General features: G+C 57.1%; 18 protein-coding genes and 1 pseudogene. All 19 read left to right on the top strand.

Going from position 1 to position 15,529, the window contains the following annotated elements:
- The 19 genes and pseudogenes from SRB521_RS02130 (at position 1) to SRB521_RS02035 (ending at position 15,529) form a co-directional block, all read left to right on the top strand.
- A complete protein-coding gene (locus tag SRB521_RS02130; RefSeq protein WP_116721448.1) occupies positions 1 to 873 on the top strand; it encodes a secretion protein F in 873 nt (290 codons plus the stop codon).
- 11 nt (positions 874 to 884) lie between these two features.
- Positions 885 to 1,280: a DUF4320 family protein gene (locus SRB521_RS02125; protein ID WP_087295606.1), complete on the top strand. Its 396-nt coding sequence runs from the start codon at positions 885 to 887 to the stop codon at positions 1,278 to 1,280.
- Positions 1,277 to 1,810, top strand: coding sequence for a hypothetical protein (locus SRB521_RS02120; RefSeq protein WP_242976498.1), 534 nt, complete (start codon positions 1,277 to 1,279; stop codon positions 1,808 to 1,810). The genes SRB521_RS02125 and SRB521_RS02120 overlap by 4 nt, the downstream gene beginning before the upstream one ends.
- An 83-nt stretch (positions 1,811 to 1,893) precedes the next feature.
- Positions 1,894 to 2,481, top strand: a complete 588-nt coding sequence (locus tag SRB521_RS02115) for a DUF6550 family protein (RefSeq protein ID WP_116721449.1) — start codon at positions 1,894 to 1,896, stop codon at positions 2,479 to 2,481.
- A gap of 77 nt (positions 2,482 to 2,558) precedes the next feature.
- The gene (locus SRB521_RS02110; RefSeq protein WP_116721450.1) at positions 2,559 to 4,313 is read left to right on the top strand and encodes a DUF8193 domain-containing protein; all 1,755 of its coding nucleotides are present in this window, start codon (positions 2,559 to 2,561) and stop codon (positions 4,311 to 4,313) included.
- A 20-nt stretch (positions 4,314 to 4,333) separates the two neighbouring features.
- A complete protein-coding gene (locus tag SRB521_RS02105; protein ID WP_116721451.1) occupies positions 4,334 to 4,681 on the top strand; it encodes a DUF3852 domain-containing protein in 348 nt (115 codons plus the stop codon).
- A 9-nt stretch (positions 4,682 to 4,690) separates the two neighbouring features.
- Complete coding sequence (locus SRB521_RS02100; protein ID WP_116721452.1) at positions 4,691 to 5,116, top strand: hypothetical protein; 426 nt, start codon at positions 4,691 to 4,693, stop codon at positions 5,114 to 5,116.
- 95 nt (positions 5,117 to 5,211) lie between these two features.
- Positions 5,212 to 6,111, top strand: coding sequence for a conjugal transfer protein TrbL family protein (locus tag SRB521_RS02095; RefSeq protein WP_087295596.1), 900 nt, complete (start codon positions 5,212 to 5,214; stop codon positions 6,109 to 6,111).
- A pseudogene (locus SRB521_RS16405) lies at positions 6,108 to 8,037 on the top strand (DNA cytosine methyltransferase). Before SRB521_RS02095 ends, SRB521_RS16405 begins: the two are co-directional and overlap by 4 nt.
- A gap of 117 nt (positions 8,038 to 8,154) precedes the next feature.
- Entirely contained in the window at positions 8,155 to 8,490 is a 336-nt protein-coding gene (locus tag SRB521_RS02080; RefSeq protein WP_116721454.1) for a 4-oxalocrotonate tautomerase, read from the top strand.
- A gap of 63 nt (positions 8,491 to 8,553) precedes the next feature.
- Positions 8,554 to 8,811: a hypothetical protein gene (locus SRB521_RS02075; protein WP_116721455.1), complete on the top strand. Its 258-nt coding sequence runs from the start codon at positions 8,554 to 8,556 to the stop codon at positions 8,809 to 8,811.
- A gap of 1 nt (position 8,812) precedes the next feature.
- Entirely contained in the window at positions 8,813 to 9,205 is a 393-nt protein-coding gene (locus tag SRB521_RS02070; protein ID WP_116721456.1) for a hypothetical protein, read from the top strand.
- A complete protein-coding gene (locus tag SRB521_RS02065) occupies positions 9,202 to 9,783 on the top strand; it encodes a hypothetical protein (RefSeq protein ID WP_116721457.1) in 582 nt (193 codons plus the stop codon). Before SRB521_RS02070 ends, SRB521_RS02065 begins: the two co-directional genes overlap by 4 nt.
- A gap of 145 nt (positions 9,784 to 9,928) precedes the next feature.
- Positions 9,929 to 11,692: a VirB4 family type IV secretion system protein gene (locus SRB521_RS02060; RefSeq protein WP_116721630.1), complete on the top strand. Its 1,764-nt coding sequence runs from the start codon at positions 9,929 to 9,931 to the stop codon at positions 11,690 to 11,692.
- Positions 11,692 to 12,888: a hypothetical protein gene (locus SRB521_RS02055; protein ID WP_116721458.1), complete on the top strand. Its 1,197-nt coding sequence runs from the start codon at positions 11,692 to 11,694 to the stop codon at positions 12,886 to 12,888. Before SRB521_RS02060 ends, SRB521_RS02055 begins: the two co-directional genes overlap by 1 nt.
- A 14-nt stretch (positions 12,889 to 12,902) precedes the next feature.
- The gene (locus SRB521_RS02050) at positions 12,903 to 13,160 is read left to right on the top strand and encodes a DUF6103 family protein (RefSeq protein ID WP_116721459.1); all 258 of its coding nucleotides are present in this window, start codon (positions 12,903 to 12,905) and stop codon (positions 13,158 to 13,160) included.
- On the top strand, positions 13,157 to 13,771 hold the full coding sequence (locus SRB521_RS02045; RefSeq protein WP_116721460.1) for a hypothetical protein: 615 nt from the start codon (positions 13,157 to 13,159) through the stop codon (positions 13,769 to 13,771). Before SRB521_RS02050 ends, SRB521_RS02045 begins: the two co-directional genes overlap by 4 nt.
- Entirely contained in the window at positions 13,768 to 14,802 is a 1,035-nt protein-coding gene (locus tag SRB521_RS02040) for a hypothetical protein (protein WP_116721461.1), read from the top strand. The genes SRB521_RS02045 and SRB521_RS02040 overlap by 4 nt, the downstream gene beginning before the upstream one ends.
- Positions 14,803 to 15,094: 292 nt before the next feature.
- Positions 15,095 to 15,529: a hypothetical protein gene (locus SRB521_RS02035; RefSeq protein ID WP_207215990.1), complete on the top strand. Its 435-nt coding sequence runs from the start codon at positions 15,095 to 15,097 to the stop codon at positions 15,527 to 15,529.

The raw sequence follows: 15,529 nt of genomic DNA, 5'->3' as shown, positions 1-15,529 counted from the left end.
ATGGGCGTACTTTTATTCCTGTTCGGGACCGCGCTGGCCGCCGGACTGTATTTCGTCCTCGCCGACCTTCTGAAGATTCCCAGACTGGCCACGGAACGGGCGCTCATCTCTGCCGGACGGCGGGAGCGGAGCCTGGTCAAAGCTCTGGAGGCGCTGATCCTCGGCTGGGCACTGAAGCTGGCACCGCTGATCCGAATGGACGAATACAAATACCGCCGGCTGGAGAGCAAGCTCACGGCGGCAGGGCTGGATATGACGCCCCAGGTCTACATGGCTTATTCGATCCTGAAGCCCTGTCTGATTCTGCTCGGCATCATCCCGTGCCTGCTGATCCTGCCCATCCTGAGCCCCCTCATCGTGGTGCTGGCCGTGCTGACCTGGTTCAAGGAGAGCCGCCGGGCGGATGAGCTGGTCAAGGCCAGAATGGAGCTGATCGAGGGCGAGCTGCCCCGGTTCGTCGCCACCATCCATCAGGAGCTGGCAGCCAGCCGGGATGTGCTGCGGATTCTGGAAAACTACAAGAAACACGCCGGGCCTGACTTTGGTCGTGAGCTGGATGTGCTGACGGCGGATATGCGTTCCTCCTCCTATGAAGCGGCGCTCATCCGCTTTGAAGCCAGAATGGGCTCCGCCATCATTTCGGACATCGTCCGCGGCCTCATCGGCATACTGCGGGGTGACGACGGGCGAATGTACTTCCAGATGTTGTCCCACGATCTGAAGGCATTGGAACTGCAGCGCCTCAAGGCCAAGGCCGCCAAGATCCCGCCCAAGATCCGGGTGTTCAGCTTCATCATGCTCATGTGCTTCATGATGACCTACATCGTCATCATCGTGTACCAGATCGTCAATTCTCTGGGAAGCCTGTTCTAAAGGAGGTCGCCATGAAAAAAATACTGAAACGGCGCTCCGGCGAAGGCTATATCGATGTATGCGTCCTGGTGGTGTGCGCTATGCTGGTGCTCGCGCTGGTGGTTCGTGTGCTCCCGGTCTACATCACCAAACAGCAGCTGGACACCTATGCGGTGGAGCTGGTGCGCGAGGCGGAGATCGCCGGCCGGGTTGGCACGGAGACCACCCGCCGGGCGGCGGCGCTTACCGACAGCACCGGGCTTGACCCCGACATTCGGTGGTCCACCACCGGACGCATCCAGCTCAATGACGAGGTCACCGTGACCCTGACGCTGGAAACGGATATCGGCCTGTTCGGAGGATTTGGCTCGTTCCCGATCACGCTGACGGCTTCCGCCACAGGCAAGTCGGAGGTGTATTGGAAGTGAGAAAACCGATTTTTCGCCGCCGCTCCGGCGAGGGCACCCCCATGATCCTTGCCATTGTGCTGGTATTGCTGATGCTGTTCTGCGCCATTGCCGAGTTCAGCCGGCTGTGGATCATTGCCCAAGGCGTAAAGGAGGCCGCGCAGCAGGCGGTCATTTCCACCGTCAATGACAACTATGACGATGTGTACCACGCCGTCCGCGAGGGATACGCCGCGGGCTGGTATCCGGACGGCACAGGCCGCTGGGATGAGAGCATCGACACCGGCGATGTGTACGGCCAGCTCTCTGAAACGCTCGGCCTGGAAAATACAGCGGGCGGGTATCAGAAAATTTCGGGCGGCGAGGTGGAATATACCATCTCCGACCTGTCCGTGGTTCTGGAAAATAACAGCCTCGGTTCCGGCCAGAGCGAGGGATATACCGCGCTGGTGGAGATCCGTCTGGAGGTGCCCGTCCGGTTTCTGGGGAATCTTTTGCCCGCCGCCAGCATGACTTTGCACACAGAGGCCAAATATGTGCCTCTCTTCTGATCCATCCGGTCTTTTCAATAGACTTCCACAGAAAAATGTGGTATTGTCCCATTAACAAGAAATATATCAAGGAGGCATACACCATGACAGACAAGACAAAGAGGATCGTCCTCATCGCCGTCTGCTGCCTGCTCTGCGTTGCGGCGGCCGTTGGGATCGCCGTCCGGTTCGGCGGCAATGCCGATATTTCTTCCGGTGTGGTTTCCGATGATCCCACCCAGAGCGGTGATCCCAGTGTGGATATCGACAATAACGGCCAGACTGATCTGGATGTCCAGGTGGAAACGCCGGACGCATCCGAAACCGATCCCGCCCAGGGTGCGGACTCCAGCGGTCTGGAGCAGACCATCCAGGCAGATCCTGTAAAGCCGGAGTCCCCTGAAAAACCGGAAGCACCCGCCGGCACCACCACGCTGCCGGATGACCACGACGGAGCGGATGTGCCGGAGGAGGAGCGCAAGACCGAAGATGAGGCGCCGCCCACCTATGAGGAGACTCCCACAGTGACTCCCACTGAAACGGAGCCTGCCGCGGGAAGCACCAACAGCTCCGGTCAGGTCTATGTACCCGGCTTCGGCTATGTGGAAAACAGCGGTGAGAACACCGGAGTTCAGGACAACAACATGTACGAGAACGGAAATAAAATCGGCGAGATGGGCGGCGGTGATTGACCTCTCATCCGCAGTAACGGCGCAGTCGGAAGTGACTGCGCCGTTTTTATTTGAAAAAATCGGAAAGGAGGGCACCTGTGAAGCGAATCCTTGCGCTTATTCTCTCCGTTGCTCTGATGCTGTCCATCGCTGTGCCTGCCTATGCAACCGGAGATGAAAACATCGACGGCGGTGGCGGCAACATGGGCAGCGGAACATCTACAAGCTATTGGAACCCCGGCATGGATGGCGTCCGCGTATCCGTGATCAATGTGGACAGCCATGCCGTAGTGGGCAATGTGATCGACCTGACCAACAAAACGCCCGCATCTGGCATCATCCATTTCGGCAAGGTCAGCAAGCTGTCCTATAACACCGGACGGAGCATCTCTCCGGTAGTGGGAAACTACAGCTACATTAATCCCTCGCAAAGCCTGCCCCGAATCATCTCCTCCGGCAGCTATCCGGCCAGTATTGATGCCATCCGCAGCTACTTCACTGATGAACAGGTCATCCGAGCCATCGCTGGATATGTGGGGATGGACTTCGATACGCTGATCTGCGGCGATTATAAAATCGTCATCGAGCCGATTGCGTATCTGGTCTATAACGGTTCCAACTACGCTATGACTGCCACGGAAGCCGCACTCTATGACCAGGTCGTTGACGGAAATCTCCGCTACTGGATGGGGTCGCTGACACACCAAAATCTCCCGCTCGCCATCTTTCTGGAGGAAGCCGACCTCGGGTATCCCGCATGGTCAGGCAGCACTACCAGCAAGGTCAGCAATGAACAGATCATTTCCTCGCTGGGGATCGGCATCGTCCGCTTCAACGATGAGGTGGAGGAACCGGAGGTGAATGCGTTTGACTACGAATACCGGGTGGACACCGATGTTATCACCTCGGTGGAGGTGTCCGGCGGGCAGTCAGACCCGGACAACCCGGTCACCGTGCAGTTTGTGATCGAAGGCAGCACCTATACCATCAGCAATGTGTACTATCCGGATGGCGACAGCCAACTGGTCTGGGTGAAGTGGCACACCCCCGATGAACCTTGTGTCTGCACCATTCAGGTCAGGGTGCTGGGCGGAGGCACGGCGCAAAGCACCATCACCGCCAACATCGTGGATCTGGACGGCAACGACCCGCCCAATCCCGTGGCCGATGACCGAAACGATACCTTCACCCTTGCGGATATCCCAGAGAAAGAAGAAGTGGCCTCCGCCTCCTGGGGCATCTGGTCTCCCTGGTGGCAGGAGAATTGGGTGTGGGTCGAAAACTGGGAGAAGTGCTGGCACACGGATCGGTGGACGGACAGCGAGGGCAAATCCCACACGGACCGCTGGTACCACTGGGTGGACAACGGCTGGTGGGAGGATCAGGGCTGGTGGGAATTTGACTACAACGCCTACACTGCCAGTCTGACGGCAACCATGGTCATCACGCCGGATAACCTGTCGCCCACGGCATCTTCCTCTGCGCTCAAGAGCGGATACGGCATCCAGCAGAGCGTTACAGCCAGCGTCAGCACCACGCAGAGTTCTGCCGTGACTGCGGCTCAGAATGCGGTGACCTATTTCCCGGAGTTCAACTACGAAGGCTTTTGGAGGCTCCTGGATCGAAGCATCAGCGGCAAACGCTCCACTTTTGCTTTCAAGGACAACCCCTACAGCACCTATAACCGGCCGACCCATTTCACACCGATATGGTATCCCGATGGAAGCTATACGCCATATACCTGGCTCCTGGATTGCTGGACGCCGGCAGGAATGCTGTCGCTGAACCTCACGGACTCCCTCCGGATTTCCGGCGATCTCTGGGAGGACTGGCATATCGCCCCCACAACTTAATAACACAATGGAGGAAATCTATGCGTAAATTCAACTATAAGCGCCTGGTCGTTATGCTTGTCGTGGTCTTGGCAATGACCTGCCTGATGGCGACCACAGCTTTTGCCGCCGGTACCGGAGATGTGGCCGGCGCCGTCGAGAGTACCTGGTCCACCGCATCCACCCAGATCAAGTCGGTGGTCGACAATGTGGTGTTTCCCGCCATCGACCTGATCCTTGCCGTATTCTTCTTCGCCAAGCTGGGCACCGCCTACTTCGAGTACAGAAAATCCGGCCAGTTCGAGTGGGCGGCTCCTGCCATCCTGTTTGCCTGCCTCGTGTTTACCCTCACTGCGCCCATGTATCTCTGGAGCATTATCGGCATCTAAGGAGGGCATATGAACTTTTTCGAACAGGAGCTTCACAAGATCGTTGCTCCAAAGTATCCGGACGCCACCTATGTAGGCCGGGCCTGCTATGTGCGTCTCGATGAGCTGAATCGGGCAAAGATCCAGCTCGTCACAGGGATCGTAGCAAATCAATACCATGCCCTTCGCATTTCCATTCTGAATCGGAACGAAGGCCAGGTGGATGTGCTGCTTCTGAATTTTTCCGACATCCTCGGGAAAAAGCAAACCGGCAACCCGAACTTCCGCAATGGGATCAATCCGTACATCTGGGATGACTACGGGAAAGCGGATTGGTATGTCTACCATCCCAACAGCCAGGACTACCAGCGGCTCACGGATGCGGTATCGGATTATCTGGAGGTGTTTCAGGAGCAGAGCCAGACCGCTGACCCTCAGTGGCAGCAGACCATGTAAAGAACTGACCCAGGGGCCGTACCATCTGTACGGCCTCTGGCCTTTTATCCCAAGCAGTTGGTGCGGCCTCACCCCGAAAAGAGGTGAACGAACCATTGTTTATTTGGGATTTTGTTGCCGACACCATCCTCGGTCAGATCGTGGATTGGATCTACGGTCAGGTCATGGGCTTTCTCGGAAACTTTTTTGCCGAGATGGGCAACATGGGCGTCGAGTTGTTCGAACTGAGCTGGGTGCAGAGCATTGTGCTGTTTTTCTCCTATCTGGCCTGGGCGCTCTATGTGACCGGCCTCGTGGTGGCCTGCTTCGAGTGCGGCATCGAGTATTCTTCCGGCAGAGGGAACCTCAAAGAAACCGCTCTGTGTGCCATCAAGGGCTTTATGGCGGTGAGCCTGTTTACGGTTGTGCCGATTCGGCTCTATGAGCTTTCCGTCACATTGCAGGCAAGCCTCACCGCGGGGATCACCGGGTATGGCACCTCCATCGGCGAGGCGGCAACCGAGATTGTGGATTCACTCAGCGGCATTGATTCGCTGACTGGAATGACCACCGGCTCATACTTCGGCTTTGCTTCCATCACCAGCCCAATCATGCTTTTATTCTGCATCATCCTGATGGCCTATGCCGTGATAAAGGTCTTCTTCGCAAACCTAAAGCGCGGCGGGATTCTGCTCATCCAAATCGCAGTGGGCAGTCTCTATATGTTCAGCGTCCCACGCGGTTATACGGATGGTTTCATCCAATGGTGCAAGCAGATCATCGGATTGTGCTTGACTGCTTTCCTGCAATCCACCATTCTCATCGCCGGACTTATGGTATTCAAGGACCATGCCCTCCTTGGCCTCGGCCTGATGCTGTCCGCTGGCGAGATCCCGCGCATTGCCGGAGCTTTTGGCCTGGATACCACCACAAGAGCCAATATCATGTCTGCAGTCTATACCGCCCAGGCTGCGGTCAATACCACAAGGACCGTTGTTCAGGCGGTAGCCAAATGAAGACGCTGACAATGGGCAGCTTGTTTGATGGGATTGGCGGTTTTCCCTTGGCTGCGGTTCACAACGGCATCGTACCTGTGTGGGCAAGCGAGATCGAAGCCTTTCCCATTGAGGTGACAAAGATCCGCTTCCCTGACATGGCACATGTGGGCGACATCACAAAGCTTGACGGAGCAAAGCTGCCGCCGGTGGATATCATCTGCGGCGGCTCTCCCTGTCAGGATCTGTCCGTGGCCGGAGCGAGAGCCGGAATCTTCGGAGAACGCTCCGGCCTTTTTATGGAACAGGTGAGAATCGTAAAGGAGATGAGAGATGCAGATAGACAACGAGGCCGAGCAGCTCTCTATATACGACCTCGATTTATGGTGTGGGAGAATGTTCCAGGAGCCTTCTCCAGCGGAACCCCAAAAGGAGAGGATTTCCGGATCGTCCTCGAGGAGATCGTCCGAATTAAAGTCAGTGGTATTTCAGTCCCTCGACCTGACACCGGGCGCTGGGAATCTGCTGGGCGAATTCTACTGGGAACTGATTTCTCCCTGGCGTGGCGATGCCTTGACGCTCAATACTGGGGTGTCCCCCAGAGAAGAAAAAGAATCTTCCTTGTCGCAGATTTTGCAGGACGATCCGCCGGACAAATATTATTTGACCAGGAAAGCCTGCCTGGGCATCCTGCGCAGAGCCTTTGAACGCGGGAAAGAACTGCCCAGAAAGCTCAATCAGGCACTTGAAATTCAGTCAGGAGTCGCTCCACCGGCTGATTCGGTTCACAATCAGCAACCTCCTCACACCGACCAGAAGGACGGCTCCATCGAGGGCTTTGATGGCTATAACGGTGATCTGACCGGTGCGGTAGCGGCTACCCTTGGCGTGAACTGCGGGATGTCCACTGGCCGCAATGGCCTTATCCAGCCGATTGCGTTTGCCGCAAATCAGCGGGATGAGGTCAGAGATCTGCACGATGTGGCCGGAGCGTTGGGCGCCCAGCCGGGAATGAAGCAGCAGACTTTCATCGCGGAGGGTGTCGTGGCCAAAGGCAACGGCGATTGTTTTCTGACGCCGGAACGGCACACATCTCTGAGTGCAGGCGGCGGTCAGGCCGGTCAGGGGTATCCCTGTGTCCTGACTGCTGGCTTCTCTGCCGGGGCAGGAGCCTCTGCCGGAAGCATCGGCTACGGCGAGGAGCTTGCCCCCACCTTGAAAGGCAGCGCCAGCGGAAACTGTATGCCATCCATCTTATGCCTGAACGACCAAGGCGGTAGCGTGATGGAGTGCAGCTTGGACATCACAGGGACGCTTCGAGCTCAGGAACACGGGCATCAGCCACTGGTTTTTGATAACCATGGACAAGATACTCGTTTCTGCGGTCCTGTCAAATCGGCACAGACAGTATCCGCCACATTCGGCATGGGCGGAAATAACCAACCGCTTGTTGTAGATGAAAATTCCAGTTCTGATGACCCTCCACCGATTGCTTTTGAACTCCCTGCTTGGAACAATGCACCACCAGCGCAACAAGAAACTGTATTTTGCATCACCGGCAATGCTATTGACCGGCAGCCTCAAAACGGCGGCAATGGGATCGGATACCAAGCAGACCTCGCCTATACGTTGACTGCCACCGATCACCATGCCGTGTTCAGCAGACAGCGAGTCGACATTTTCAAAGATGGAGAGGTAACAAGCACTCAAAGCGCACGCCAGCACAAGGATGCCACGGATCTGGTGCTGCAGGGTACAGATCAGCCAAGGCTCATCCGCAGGCTGACACCTCTGGAATGTGAAAGGCTCCAAGGTTTTCCGGACGGTTGGACTGACATTCCCAACGCATCGGACTCTTCCCGGTATAAGGCGCTGGGCAACAGCGTGGCCATTCCATGCGTGGACTATGTCCTTTTCGGCATTGCTCTGGTGCTTCTCGCCGGCTGAGCCGGGCTTGTTGCTTATGCTTCGTTTGCAACTTGCTTCTTCGTTGGGTTCTGTGAATAGCTATTTGCCGCCGGGCGCAGTATGCTTTGCTTACAAAATCAGAGAAAGGAGTAACCCATGGAAGCAAAGAAGAATCTCTGCGGAATGATCCCGGAAGAACTGCACGCCAGAGCTGTGGCAGAAAAGGAACAGCTTGGCCTCAAGACTCTGGGCGAGTATGTGGAGCTGATACTCAAAGAACACTTCGAAGGAGGAGGAATCACTATGGCAGAAACCAAGACTCTCGCATTCAAGATCACCGAGGAGCTGGATCAGCGGCTGAAGGACTTCATTGCCGCAGAAAAAAAGCGCGGCAGAAAAATCACGCAGAAAGAATTCGTCATCGGTCTTATCGAGCAGGCGCTGGCTGAGTACGAGGCGCAGAATCAGCCCGCCGAGATGACCGAAGCATAAATATGCCGCACCGGCCGCTGGGGAGCATATCCCCGGCGGTTTGTTTTTTGGAGGTGAACCACCCTGTATATCTACCCTGACAATCTGACTGCCAAGGCCATGCTGTGGCTTTGGGAACTCAGGGATGTGGGCGTCATTGGCGTAGGGCTTTTGGTCTCTATCCTGGCGCTGACACAGACCGGAATTTTTATTCCGCTGGTGCTGACGGCAGTCTATGCCTTCCTCAGCATCCGTTTTGACGGCACGAGCATTCTGGATTTTATCCGGTATGCAGTGGCCTTCCTGATTACCAAACAGCAATTCTATGAATGGAGAATGTGATATGTTCCACGCCGACACACTCTATGACAATGAGGAAAACTTCGGCCTGCCGGAAATCGAGGAGCGGGATCTGTCCGCCTCCCTGACGCTCCGGTGGAGCCGGAAGCGCAAGCGGTGGGAGTGCCGCAACGCCTTCTTCTGGCAGGATGCCAAGAACAAGTGGAGCTGCCGCAGCCAGGACGGCAGATATTACTATGGCTTCCGCAGCCTGCGGGCCCTGCTGAAAAGCTATGTGGGCGGCCTTCTGTGCGAGAAGTCCCTCTGCTACAGCGCCAAGAACGCCAGGGCAAAATACTGGTTCAGCCAGAACCCCAGACGGGTGACCTGCTGTGTCACCATGCGCTGCACCGGCTTTTTCCCGCCTTGCTTTCCCAAAGGAGGAATGAAGCTATGAGCAGAAAGAAAAAAGAGAATGCCGCGCAATCGACCCGGCAGCTCATGGGGATCGACGGCATCAAGGACTATTGCATCGCCACCCGCATGGGCGATCTGGTCTTTTTTATCATCAAGCCCACCAACATCAGCGTCCTGTCCGATTCCAGCATCAGCGCCAGGATCTACGCCCTGCTGAATGTGGTCAAGGGGCAGGCGGAAATTGAGATGCTGGCCCTCAACTCCAAGGAGTCCTTTGAGCGAAACAAAAACTTCTATCAGGAGCGCATGGGCAGCGAGGAACTTCCTGCCATCCGGCGGCTTCTGGAGCAGGACAGCAAGCATTTGGATCGCATCCAGGTGCTGATGGCATCCAGCCGGGAGTTTTATATCATCATCCGGCTGCGAAGCGAAAAGGAAACGGATGTGTTCCCGTATCTCAGCCGCATTGAGCAGAGCATCAATGACAATGGGTTTACCACCCGCCGCGCCACCGAGCAGGATCTCAAGCGGATGCTGGGCGTTTATTTCGAGCAAAATGTGACCACCGAGAAGTTCGAGGACTACGACGGGGACCGCTGGGTCATCGTGGGCGAGTAAATCAATTCATCATAGGCCGTGGAGGTGTTCCACTCCATGGCCGGGATGCCTCCACGGAGAATAGGAGGCATCCATTTTGGCAAAGAAAGCGAAAAAACCGGTTCCGCAGAGCCGTGAGGAGGCGTCCATCAAATCCTTTTTGGATATGATTGCCCCCTCTGGGGTCAGCTTCATGCCGGATCATTTCATCTGCGGCAACACTTTCCGATGTGTGTGGGCACTCAGGGAATATCCGACCAGCACGGATGAGCAGGCTATTCTCCGCCATCTGGGAGAAAAGGACGGCGTCACCCTGCGGATCTACACCCGGCAGGTCACCCCGGCAGAGGAAAAGCGCATCATTCAAAATGCGGCCAACAAGAACCGCATGAACAGTTCCAACACCAACGACCTACAGCAGACGGTCACCGCTGAGAGCAACCTGCAGGATGTGGCGACTCTGGTGGCCACCATGCACCGCAACCGTGAGCCTCTGCTCCACTGCGCTGTGTACATCGAGCTGACCGCATCCGACTACAACAGCCTCAAGCTGCTCCAGACCGATGTGCTGACGGAGCTGGTGCGGAGCAAGCTGAATGTGGATAAGCTCCTGCTCCGTCAGCAGCAGGGCTTCCGCTGCGTCAATCCCTGCGGCCACAACACATTCGGCGTCCAGTTTGAACGAGTGCTGCCCGCCTCCAGCGTGGCGAATCTCTATCCCTTCAACTACTCCGGCAAGCTGGACTCCAAGGGCTTCTACATCGGCAAAGACAAATACGGCAGCAACATTCTGGTGGACTTCGACCAGCGGGACGAGGACAAGACCTCCGCCAACATCCTGATCCTGGGCAACTCCGGCCAGGGCAAGTCCTACCTGATGAAGCTGCTGATCCTGAATCTGCTGGAGTCCGGCAAGTCCGTCATCAGCCTGGACGCCGAACATGAACAGCAGGAGATGTGCGAGGCGGTGGGCGGCTGCTTCGCAGACCTGATGGCCGGGCAGTATATCATCAATGTGCTGGAACCCAAGTGCTGGGATGACGGCGGAGACCCCAACGCCACCGACGCGCCGGAGGCCTTTCGCAAAAGCACCCTTCTGGCGCAGCATATCTCCTTCCTCAAGGACTTTTTCCGGGCCTACAAGGATTTCAGCGACGCCCACATCGACACCATCGAGATCATGCTGTCCAAGCTGTATCGCAAGTTCGGCATCACCGAGCGCACCAACTTCAACCGGATGTGCCCGGAGGACTATCCCATTCTCTCCGACCTCTACGATCTCATTGAGGAGGAATTCAAGACCTACGATGCCGACCGTCACCAGCTCTACACCCAAAAGCTCCTGCAAGAGGTGCTACTGGGGCTGCACTCCATGTGCAAGGGCGCTGACGCCCAGTTCTTCAACGGGCATACCAACATTACCTCCAGCCGTTTTCTGGTGTTCGGCGTCAAGGGAATGCTCAGCGCCGCCAAAAATGTCCGCAACGCCATGCTCTTCAATGTGCTGTCCTTCATGTCCGATAAGCTCCTGACCGTGGGCAATACCGTGGCAGCTCTGGATGAGCTGTATATCTGGCTGTCCAACCCCACCGCCATCGAGTACATCCGAAATTGTCTGAAGCGTGTGCGAAAGAAGGAATCGGCGATGCTGCTGGCCAGTCAGAATCTGGAGGACTTCGATCAGGAGGGCGTCCGTGAGATGACCAAACCCCTGTTCAGCATCCCGCCTCACCAGTTTCTGTTCAATGCCGGCTCCATCGACAAGCGGTCCTACATGGATATGCTCCAGCTGGAGGAGTCGGAATACAATCTCATCAAGTTCCCCCAGCGCGGCGTCTGCCTGTACAAGTGCGGCAATGAACGATATCTGCTGGAGGTTCACGCCCCGGCCTACAAGGAGAAACTCTTCGGAACGGCAGGTGGTCGCTGATGGCTGTTTCCGCTGCCGCAGTGGCCAAGGCCGCTGCCATGCTGCTTACCAACGAAAAGACCCGGAAAGGTTTGGGCTGGATTCTGGTGGCAATCTTTTCACCCGTCATTCTTTTGATCGCCCTGCTCTGCTCCCTTGGCTCAGGCGGGGCGGAGCATAACAACTATTCGGTGGAGGCATGCTTCTACGGAGCGGAATTCTCCGCAGAAGTTCCGGCGGAGTTCCGATATCACATCGAGGAAATGCGCTCGGCCTTTTCTCTTCTGGATTCGGCGGTGTCCTCTGCCAACGGGCAGATGGACAGCGGCAACAGCCTTGACCCGATCAGAGTCAAGGCTGTTTTTTATGCCCTCTGCTTTGGGGACGACGCCCCGTCCACACGGGCGGCGAACAGCTTCGTGGAGTGCTTCTACACCACCGAAACCCGAACACGAACCGTAGAAGTGACACTGGAGGACGGGACTACAAGTACAGAGGAAGAAGAATACACCGTCGCGGTGCCGGCCTCTCTGTCCCAGGCCTACGCCAATCTGGAAGCCCATCTGGGCAGAGAGATCACGGAAGATGACAAGAGCAACATCGACCATATCTATACCATGATTGCGGGGAGCGCCGGGGGCGGCAGCTACAGCGGCGAGTATCTCAGAGGGGATGGGAGCAGCATAGAGCTGGACATCTCCGCCTTCACCGATCCAACCACCAAGAACGCCGCAGACCTTGTGACCTACGCCATCCACGCCTGGGAGTCCGGCTGGGGCTATGTCTGGGGAACATACGGCAGTGTCCTCACCGATTCGCTCTTCGCCTACAAGCTGGAGCAGTACCCTGACGGTGTCGGCAGCTATGCGGACTTCATCCGTGCCAACTGGCTGGGAGGCAGAACCACAGACTGCGTGGGCCTGATCAAAGGGTACGGATGGCTCAATCCCGACACCATGACTATCGAGTATGGAACCAACGGGATGCCGGATCTTGGCGCCAACCAGATGTATTATAACGCCTCAGTATCCGGAACCATCGACACCATGCCGGATATCCCCGGCCTCGCTGTCTGGCATGACGGCCACATTGGCGTGTACATCGGTGACGGTTATGTGATTGAAGCTATGAATACCAAAAAAGGTGTGGTGAAAACAAAGCTGGAGGGTCGGGGCTGGACCCACTGGCTGCAGATCGAATACATCAACTACGACTGAGAAAGGAAGTGCCAATGAAGCAAGTGAACCTGACCATCACCTTCGACGAGGAGAAGCTCTCTGCGCTCAAACGCTATATGGGCAAGAAGGAGCTTGACCTGGACCGTGAGATGACGGATGCGCTGGTGAAGCTCTATGAAAAATATGTGCCCGCCCCCGTGCGGGAGTATATCGATGAGAGCGATGTAAGCGCCGCCGCTCCGAGCAAGCCCCGGCGCAGCCCGAGAGCCGTCGCACCGAAGCCTGACCAGGAACCGGAGGTGATCCAGTGAACAAAGATGAGATCGCCTTGGATTACAAGAAAGAGCTGAAGAAGCGGATCAGCGCAGACTATGAGCGCCGGGTCAAGCAGTGGATGGCAGCCGATCCCTCTCAGCTGATTGATGCCGCTGAGGAGATCACCGCCGCACGGTTGATCCGTGACAATATCGAGGACGCCATCAATGAGGAGGACGCCAGATTTCTGCTGGGGCTGGACGAGCCGCTGGATGAGCTGGCAGACCGCTGGATTTCGGAGAATGGTCTGGATGCCTCCCATGGTGAGGAGCTGCTCCACTGCGTCTGGACGCTTCGGGAGGAACTGTCTGATGACGCAGGCACACGCACGGTTCGTGATTTCCTGGCCACGCATGTTGGCGGCGTCTTTTCCCTGATGACCCCGTGCGGCTTTGTGCCCCTGACCGCAGCTCAGGCGGAAGGACTGATGAGCGGCCAAAGTGCCGCGGCGCATCCCGGCGTGCCCGGTATCACGATGTCGCTCTCTGCCGACGATCTTCTCAGTCAGACGGTCAACAGCGCCAACTACGCAAACGGCGTGTGGCATCTTCTGACCGAGTACCCTGAGATGAAGCAGTGCGGGCCGGAAATGGGAGGAATGCAATGAGGGGCCGTGAGATCACACTCTGGCTCGACGAGCGGTGGTACGACGCTCTGAGCAAACAACTGAAGGGGGAAACGCTGGAGGAGCATCTGGAGAATATCCTTGATGAAATGTGCAACCAGCTTCCTCAGCGGGAGTACGAGCGCATCAGCCATGAGCTCTGGGCAGAGCAGCAGGCGGAGGAGGAGGCTCGGGAGGCCGCACGGCGCTTCGCCGTCTTTCATGTCACGGAGAACGGCGGCTCCGATTATATTCTGGCCGAGGAAAAACTCGAGCTGCTCTCGACCGCCCGCCGTCTGCGCAGCTACATCCGCAAGCCGCCCGACGAGGCGCCCCACCGCTTTGTCGAAACGCTGCTGCACACCCAGCGAATCTCTCAGGAGGAGTTCAACTCCTATGTGTCGGAGCGGCTGGACAACACCGGCCGGGTGGTGGGTGCCTACGACATCGACCTCGACAGCGGAGATATGGAAGCCGTCAGCATCATGGATGGCTGGAAGCGGTTCAGAATCCGGGATGTGAGCACCGCCGCCTACTTCGCTATGAAGAAGGGCAACGCTTCGTCGGACGAAAGGTGGCGGATCTTCCTGGACCGGCTGGAGGAGAGAACGCTCCATCAGGAGCCGGAATCGGAATACCTCTCCGGCAGCCGGCGGCTCTGCGCCGAGGACATTTCCTTCGCCGAGGACATTATTCAGAACGATAACCTGCTGGAGTTCTACATGGAAGTATCGTTCAATGCGGATCAAGTGTTCGGAACTGATGTCTGCACCTCCGAGAATGACGACTGGCTGAACATCTGTGCCAACTACGATCTGGATGCCCGTCGTGTCTGTGACACGCTGGAGGTGTATCTGCAGCGTGGCAACGGCGACGAGGAGGCATTCAAGTACCGGCTCAGCGCCGAGGAGCAGGCTCTGCTCCTCCCCAAGATGAACACCTACTGTCAGGAGCACTGGGGCCAGAGTCTGGAGGAGTGCAGTGCGGACTATCTGGCGGAGCAGAGCCAGGAACTCCCAGAGATGCAGATGTAGCCCCCGTTGCCCCCTGTGAGCCGCTGTGTGCGGCTTTCAGCGGCCAGTCGACCGTGTACCCCTCCAGAGGGAAACGGGCGGAATTTGGGGCGCTTTCCAAGAGAGCGGGAAGCTGACGAAAGCAAAGCAGGAGAAAGAGCCGGGGACAATGCCGCCCCCGGCTCTCCCACTTCTGCCCGCAGTGCGGGCAGTTTCCGGCTTTTCGCAGCGGGGACAATCCGGCGGGTGGAAAGAGCTGTTGGACCCTATGATGCGGAAAAGCTCCGCTGTGGCAAGGGTTCTCAGCGGGGACTTGACGAAAAAAGGAGTGGTTTTACTGAAGTCCGAAAGCAGAAAAACGAAGAAGGGGTTCTGGATCTCTGAGGATCTGGACGAGAAGGTAGACATCTACCTGCGCCTCGACAACTGCGCCAGCCGGAGCGAATTCGTGGAGAATGCCCTCCGGTTTTACATCGGCTATCTGAACACGAAGAACGCCGGCGGCTTCCTGCCCGAAGCACTCTCCGCCATGCTCACCGGCACCCTGGACAATTTTGCCGGACGCATGGGCTCGCTCCTGTTCAAGCAGGGTGTGGATCTCAATGTGCTGGGGCAGATCATCGCCTACGACACCGATATCGACGAAGGCGAGTACCAGCGTCTGCGGGGACGCGCCATTCGGGATATGAAGCGCACCAACGGGCGCATCTCGTTCAAGGATGCGCTGGACTTCCAGAAGTCGGTGTAA

This window comes from Intestinimonas butyriciproducens (assembly GCF_004154955.1).
Lineage (GTDB): Bacteria > Bacillota > Clostridia > Oscillospirales > Oscillospiraceae > Intestinimonas > Intestinimonas butyriciproducens.
This window is presented reverse-complemented; position numbering and strand designations above follow the sequence as displayed.

What these genes read in the sequence shown, in the direction of transcription:
- SRB521_RS02130 (WP_116721448.1), top strand. Translation starts at nt 1, where the DNA reads ATGGGCGTACTTTTATTCCTGTTCGGGACCGCGCTGGCCGCCGGACTG.
- SRB521_RS02125 (WP_087295606.1), top strand. Translation starts at nt 885, where the DNA reads ATGAAAAAAATACTGAAACGGCGCTCCGGCGAAGGCTATATCGATGTA.
- SRB521_RS02115 (WP_116721449.1), top strand. Translation starts at nt 1,894, where the DNA reads ATGACAGACAAGACAAAGAGGATCGTCCTCATCGCCGTCTGCTGCCTG.
- SRB521_RS02105 (WP_116721451.1), top strand. Translation starts at nt 4,334, where the DNA reads ATGCGTAAATTCAACTATAAGCGCCTGGTCGTTATGCTTGTCGTGGTC.
- SRB521_RS02100 (WP_116721452.1), top strand. Translation starts at nt 4,691, where the DNA reads ATGAACTTTTTCGAACAGGAGCTTCACAAGATCGTTGCTCCAAAGTAT.
- SRB521_RS02080 (WP_116721454.1), top strand. Translation starts at nt 8,155, where the DNA reads ATGGAAGCAAAGAAGAATCTCTGCGGAATGATCCCGGAAGAACTGCAC.
- SRB521_RS02070 (WP_116721456.1), top strand. Translation starts at nt 8,813, where the DNA reads ATGTTCCACGCCGACACACTCTATGACAATGAGGAAAACTTCGGCCTG.
- SRB521_RS02065 (WP_116721457.1), top strand. Translation starts at nt 9,202, where the DNA reads ATGAGCAGAAAGAAAAAAGAGAATGCCGCGCAATCGACCCGGCAGCTC.
- SRB521_RS02060 (WP_116721630.1), top strand. Translation starts at nt 9,929, where the DNA reads ATGATTGCCCCCTCTGGGGTCAGCTTCATGCCGGATCATTTCATCTGC.
- SRB521_RS02055 (WP_116721458.1), top strand. Translation starts at nt 11,692, where the DNA reads ATGGCTGTTTCCGCTGCCGCAGTGGCCAAGGCCGCTGCCATGCTGCTT.
- SRB521_RS02050 (WP_116721459.1), top strand. Translation starts at nt 12,903, where the DNA reads ATGAAGCAAGTGAACCTGACCATCACCTTCGACGAGGAGAAGCTCTCT.
- SRB521_RS02040 (WP_116721461.1), top strand. Translation starts at nt 13,768, where the DNA reads ATGAGGGGCCGTGAGATCACACTCTGGCTCGACGAGCGGTGGTACGAC.